General features: G+C 35.8%; 1 protein-coding gene. It reads right to left on the reverse strand.

What is annotated here, in order from left to right; all coding sequences use genetic code 11:
* Nucleotides 1–60: 60 nt before the first annotated feature.
* The gene (cbiB, locus tag AB1414_21260; protein ID MEW6609940.1) at nucleotides 61–999 is read right to left on the reverse strand and encodes an adenosylcobinamide-phosphate synthase CbiB; all 939 of its coding nucleotides are present in this window, start codon (nucleotides 997–999) and stop codon (nucleotides 61–63) included.
* Between the last annotated feature and the right edge of the window lie 169 nt (nucleotides 1,000–1,168).

A 1,168-nucleotide genomic window follows, 5' to 3' on the forward strand; every position in this document is an offset into this window, starting at 1 on the left:
GTTACCAATTACCGATTACCAATCACCAGTTACCAGAATCAAATTCCGTGCGTTATTTGTTCAACACGACACTAGATTAAGACACCACCCAATAATTAACATCAAAAATGAAGTAATGGACATCAATTTAATACTCTGGCGGATATGTTCAGGTTCAATTATCTGACTTGGGTTACCTAAAAATGGTTTTAAAGAGATTTGCCCTTGATAATAATTTAATCCGCCAAGTTGAATATTCAAAGCTCCAGCAAATCCTGCCTCTGGAATGCCGCTATTTGGGCTTGGGTTTTTATGCCCATCTCTAAGAATAGTTTTCCAGGATAAAATTCCATTTTTACCACATAGCCAGCTGGCAACAGGAATAAGGAAGGCAGAAATTCTTGCCGGGATAAAATTTGCCACATCATCAGCCCTTGCCGAAAACCAACCTATCTCTTTATAAATTGTGGTTTTATATCCTAACATAGAATCAAGGGTGCTTATTGCCTTAAATGCCATTGACAGAGCAGGTCCTCCTAAAAAGGCATAAAATAAGGGTGAAATTATTCCATCTACGGTATTCTCTGCCACGGTTTCCACAGTTGCTCTTGAAATCTCTGTTTTATTTAAATTATGTGTATCTCTTCCAACAATTTTAGAGAGTTGAATTCTGGCTAAGTTAATATCTTCAATTTTTAACGCCTGATAAACAGAGTTTGCCTCTTTATGTAGGCTTCTAATTGAAAGTGTTGTCCATATAATCACTCCAGAGAGTATAAATTTCAGGTAACTATTAATCTCTCCGCTAAACCAAATGATACCAGAAGTAAAAACATAAGTGCTGATAATAACTATACTGGCAAGTAAGACTCCACCTATTTTAAGATTACGAAAGGTTCTACGGACTATCTTTTCTAAAAAATTTATAAGTTTTCCCATCCCTTTAACCGGATGGGGAAATTTAACCGGGTCACCAAAAATCAAATCCAGACCAAAACCTAATATAACCTCGTAACTCACTGTTTATATTATAATTTTAAATTCTGAATCTGTCAAGAAAAATCTTATCCTTCAGGATTGACAGAAATTCCCCAAGTTTTGGTGGTGTCTTAATCTATTGTCGTGTTGAACAAATAACGCACGGAATTTGATTCTGGTAACTGGTGATTGGTAATCGGTAATTGGTAAT

The sequence above is a fragment of the bacterium genome, from assembly GCA_040755795.1.
Taxonomy (GTDB): domain Bacteria; phylum UBA9089; class CG2-30-40-21; order CG2-30-40-21; family SBAY01; genus JBFLXS01.